Here is a 4,753-nt window from a genome sequence, read left to right on the forward strand (position 1 = left end):
AGCCATTCATGCTGAAAAACCTAAAGATACCTTAAAATTTTTAGATGAATATTTACGCCGTTGGTACGATGGATTGCGTAAAGCTGGTTATGAATATATTGATATTCACCTGTGGCAACAAGGTGACTCTCGAGACTGTTGTTCCTTCTATGGTTATTGGTGCTTTGAAGCCGCCGCAGTGGCATATTTAAAAGATATTGATGATAGCAGCCTACACCGTTTTATCTACTACCCGAAAGATATAGTTGAATATGCTCGCAATAACCGTCAGTAAATATTGTATCAATTAACCATAAAAGGGAGAAATCGTTGTTGCTGTTTTATAGAGTAGACACGGCAAAGCAATAGCTTTCTCTCTTTATGTATTAGCGCTAACAGAATATTGACTAGGTTCATACTGATTATCAATAAAATAAGTATGATATAAATAAAATATAAGGAGGTTATTTTGTGGTCTAAAGTGATCTTAACACGATTACCCTCAGTTAAACCGTTAAAATGGGTTAATTGGTTGAGTATTTTCGTAATGGTTTGTATTAGTGCCCTTTTTTTTATGTTGTTTGTTTTTCAAATTGACACTGCTAATAGTAAGCGTCTTATTACAATCTTTCCAAACGGTATTGAACTTGGCACTTCAGGTAATGTAACTGTAAAATCGGCATCATTTTCCGTAAAGGGACCGTATCCAAAACCATTACCTGAGCCATATGAAGAAAAATCAGGTCATCTTAAACTTTTTTATCATGATAGTGATTTAAATCCTGTTCCAAGAGCCAGCTATCGTGTCGAATTTAAAGATGGAACGATGCGAGAAGGCGAATTAGATGATAATGGTGAAGCACTACTTGAAGATATCCCACCCGGTCAGGCTGATGTTTATTTTGGTTATAGTCCCGATGAAGTAATTTTACCAAAACTAGAAGACTATGAAGTTAATGATTACTCAGATGAAGCTATAATAGAACAGCTTAATGAATACATAACTTTATCCCCAGATGAACTCAAAGCTTATATTGATAAACAACTCGAGTATACAGAGGAATACATCGAAATCGGTAGGCAAAAAAGCAAGGAAATGGATAATGAGTAATGAAAATTTCCATGAAGAGCAAGCGTATCAAAAACCTATGCTGAAATTATTAAAGATCTGACTGCTGCCGTGGCTTTAAGTATACGATCTGTATCATTTGTTATTGCCACGGCAGAGGTTGCCAAAGCCGTGGATGAACTTAATCAACATGCACTTATGCGTTGGACTGGTGCACCAGAATTGCTTGATACTTTTTTAAAAAGTTTAAGTGGTCAATTATCGATGATTGTTGAAGATATTTTAGCTCCAGCAGTGCGTATTGCCATAGAGCGTAGTCTTTTAAGAAGAAAGAATTCAGCCAGAACAAGTAACGTGCCAAATAAAACAAAGACGTCAAATAATAAACCGAAGGATAAAAGTTCCCCTACAGTTACAAAAAGTCGAGGTAGTCTAACCGCACGGATTAAAAGCAAATTTCAAGATACTAATATGAATTTTATCATTGGCGGTGTAGGTGAACATATTGCGGATTATTATTGCTTAGAAAAGTTGGGGTGGGGGAAAGAGCATTGGGATGGACACGATAAAGGGACACAAGGCATATGGACACAACAACCAACCTCATTGCATTTAGGAAAGCTTAATGATGGAAAAAAACTTAATAAAAATGCATCTATTGGTAATGATACGGGAATAGATGGTTTTTGGCGAGCTGATCCCAAAAATAATTGTGGGAAGAAATATGCAGTTATTGAAGCAAAAGCGACAACAGGTGTCGCTAAAGGAACGCCTAAATTTATTGCAAGTAAGTTAGGTGTTTTAAAAGAAAAATATGAAGGTAAACCGATTATTCAAATGGATCATTTTGGATTGGTGAAAGAATTAGAAGGGATATAAGAACAATATATAGGAATATAATACCTGATTTTTCGACAATGAAAAATGGTAAAGACTATTCTAGAATGTATACTCGCCATATTATTGTTATATCACTATTGGTTAATCCCGGATTATCCCATATCGAGGCTCTACTGGATGATAAAAAAAATGATACTGATCATACTATTCGTAATGGTATGTTGATACATAAATATGGTGAACTTACGGTTGAAAATATTATTCAAGAAAAGCATCGAAGTATAAAAAAGAAAGTCAATAGGAATAAATCCAAATAAAGAGCAAATACAGGAGATAAACAAATATGACAGAATTTGAACAGCAACGCCGCCAGAAATTACTAGATGAGGATTTTTATCCGTATGTACAAAACAATCTAGATTGGTTAATAAATGAATTTGAGACACAGATAAAGCAAATTAAAGACCCTTATGTTGAATCGATGGTCAATACTCAATATGAACTATTTTGTTTAGATTACACTGCAGGTAAACCAATCTCGAAATTATTTGTACGTCTAAAAATTATTATTGAATATACAAGAAATGCAATCAGTTTTGTAGAAAGACATAATTTAGCGAATCCAAATGACAAAATGAATATTTCTATTCTAACGGAATATTTTGAATCTGAAATACTATCCAACTTATTAGGCTTATGTATTTTATTTGAACGCCAAGATTGGTTTGAAACCATTGTTAAGGCTGTCGATTTTGATCAAGAAAATCGAGAGAAAGCGTTAGACAGTCTAATTGCAATGAAAATTCCAAACTATCCAATTACTGAAGAAAAAACACCACGAGAACTAAGCTTTCGTAATCCCCTTTATAAAGCTATTCATGCTGAAAAACCTAAAGATACCTTAAAGTTTTTAGATGAATACTTACGCCGCTGGTATGACGGACTGCGTAAAACTGGATATAGTTATATTGATAGTCATTTATGGCAACAGGGCGACTCTAGAGATTGTTGTTCTTTTGTGGGCTATTGGTGTTTTGAAGCCGCCGCAGTAGCGTATTTAAAAAATATTGATGATAGCAGCCTACACCGTTCTATCTACTACCCGAAAGATATGGTTGAATATGCTCGCAATAATCATCAATAGATATGATATAAGCTATAAAGAGGCCGAAATGATGGTTATTGCCACTCGTTATAGGAATATCAAGCAACCGCCTTATTCCATGTGATTTAATAAAAAAAGTAACATGTATGATGCATCAAAAATAAGTCTAAATAAAAATATAAAGAGATTAAAATGACAGAATTTGAACAACAACGCCGTCAGAAACTATTAGATGAAGATTTTTACCATTATTTTCAAGAAAGACTTACAAAGCTAATTGGTAGGGTTGATAACGATATGAAAAAGGAACAAGATGGTTATGCAGAATTTATGATAGAATTACAATATCAACAATTTTGTTTAGACTATACATTAGGAATAGAAATCAATGAGTTATTTTCTAGGATGGGATGTATTTTAAGCTATATTCATAGCTCTATAGATTATGTAGATAAATATAATCTCGTCAACTCAGATGATAAGATGAATATTACTATATTAACGGAATATTTTGAAACTGAGACATTATCGAATTTATTGGGGTTAGCAATTTTATTTAAACACCAAGATTGGTTTGAAACCATTGTTAAAGCTGTTGATTTTGATCAAGAAAATCGAGAGAAAGCGTTAGACAGTCTAATTGCAATGAAAATTCCAAACTATCCAATTACTGAAGAAAAAACACCACGAGAGCTGAGCTTTCGTAATCCCCTTTATAAAGCTATTCATGCTGAAAAACCTAAAGATACCTTAAAGTTTTTAGATGAATACTTACGCCGCTGGTATGACGGACTGCGTAAAACTGGATATAGTTATATTGATAGTCATTTATGGCAACAGGGCGACTCTAGAGATTGTTGTTCTTTTGTGGGCTATTGGTGTTTTGAAGCCGCCGCAGTAGCGTATTTAAAAAATATTGATGATAGCAGCCTACACCGTTCTATCTACTACCCGAAAGATATGGTTGAATATGCTCGCAATAATCATCAATAGATATGATATAAGCTATAAAGAGGCCGAAATGATGGTTATTGCCACTCGTTATAGGAATATCAAGCAACCGCCTTATTCCATGTGATTTAATAAAAAAAGTAACATGTATGATGCATCAAAAATAAGTCTAAATAAAAATATAAAGAGATTAAAATGACAGAATTTGAACAACAACGCCGTCAGAAACTATTAGATGAAGATTTTTACCATTATTTTCAAGAAAGACTTACAAAGCTAATTGGTAGGGTTGATAACGATATGAAAAAGGAACAAGATGGTTATGCAGAATTTATGATAGAATTACAATATCAACAATTTTGTTTAGACTATACATTAGGAATAGAAATCAATGAGTTATTTTCTAGGATGGGATGTATTTTAAGCTATATTCATAGCTCTATAGATTATGTAGATAAATATAATCTCGTCAACTCAGATGATAAGATGAATATTACTATATTAACGGAATATTTTGAAACTGAGACATTATCGAATTTATTGGGGTTAGCAATTTTATTTAAACACCAAGATTGGTTTGAAACCATTGTTAAAGCTGTTGATTTTGATCAAGAAAATCGAGAGAAAGCGTTAGACAGTCTAATTGCAATGAAAATTCCAAACTATCCAATTACTGAAGAAAAAACACCACGAGAGCTGAGCTTTCGTAATCCCCTTTATAAAGCTATTCATGCTGAAAAACCTAAAGATACCTTAAAGTTTTTAGATGAATACTTACGCCGCTGGTATGACGGACTGCGTAAAACTGG

7 protein-coding genes are annotated in these 4,753 nt (G+C 33.4%); all 7 read left to right on the top strand.

Annotation, left to right across the window (positions count from 1 at the left end; genetic code table 11):
• Positions 1-274: PoNe immunity protein domain-containing protein (locus A9G25_RS05790; protein ID WP_141675008.1), on the top strand; the 274-nt coding region annotated here is incomplete at its 5' end.
• A 279-nt stretch (positions 275-553) separates the two neighbouring features.
• Positions 554-1,090 (top strand): DUF2345 domain-containing protein, encoded by a 537-nt coding sequence (locus A9G25_RS05795; RefSeq protein WP_141675009.1) that lies wholly within the window; start codon positions 554-556, stop codon positions 1,088-1,090.
• A 69-nt stretch (positions 1,091-1,159) separates the two neighbouring features.
• Complete coding sequence (locus A9G25_RS05800; RefSeq protein WP_065626157.1) at positions 1,160-1,927, top strand: hypothetical protein; 768 nt, start codon at positions 1,160-1,162, stop codon at positions 1,925-1,927.
• Between the two features lie 38 nt (positions 1,928-1,965).
• A complete protein-coding gene (locus tag A9G25_RS05805; RefSeq protein ID WP_065626158.1) occupies positions 1,966-2,205 on the top strand; it encodes a hypothetical protein in 240 nt (79 codons plus the stop codon).
• A 26-nt stretch (positions 2,206-2,231) separates the two neighbouring features.
• Positions 2,232-3,032 (top strand): PoNe immunity protein domain-containing protein, encoded by an 801-nt coding sequence (locus A9G25_RS05810; RefSeq protein ID WP_065626159.1) that lies wholly within the window; start codon positions 2,232-2,234, stop codon positions 3,030-3,032.
• 153 nt (positions 3,033-3,185) lie between these two features.
• A complete protein-coding gene (locus A9G25_RS05815) occupies positions 3,186-3,986 on the top strand; it encodes a PoNe immunity protein domain-containing protein (RefSeq protein WP_065626160.1) in 801 nt (266 codons plus the stop codon).
• A gap of 153 nt (positions 3,987-4,139) precedes the next feature.
• A partial coding sequence (locus A9G25_RS05820) for a hypothetical protein (RefSeq protein WP_065626161.1) occupies positions 4,140-4,753 on the top strand: 614 nt, incomplete at its 3' end.

The organism is Gilliamella sp. Bif1-4 (assembly GCF_001690535.1).
In the GTDB taxonomy this organism is placed as follows: domain Bacteria; phylum Pseudomonadota; class Gammaproteobacteria; order Enterobacterales; family Orbaceae; genus Gilliamella; species Gilliamella bombi.

What these genes read in the sequence shown, in the direction of transcription:
- A9G25_RS05805 (WP_065626158.1), top strand. Translation starts at nt 1,966, where the DNA reads ATGAAAAATGGTAAAGACTATTCTAGAATGTATACTCGCCATATTATT.
- A9G25_RS05795 (WP_141675009.1), top strand. Translation starts at nt 554, where the DNA reads ATGTTGTTTGTTTTTCAAATTGACACTGCTAATAGTAAGCGTCTTATT.
- A9G25_RS05810 (WP_065626159.1), top strand. Translation starts at nt 2,232, where the DNA reads ATGACAGAATTTGAACAGCAACGCCGCCAGAAATTACTAGATGAGGAT.
- A9G25_RS05815 (WP_065626160.1), top strand. Translation starts at nt 3,186, where the DNA reads ATGACAGAATTTGAACAACAACGCCGTCAGAAACTATTAGATGAAGAT.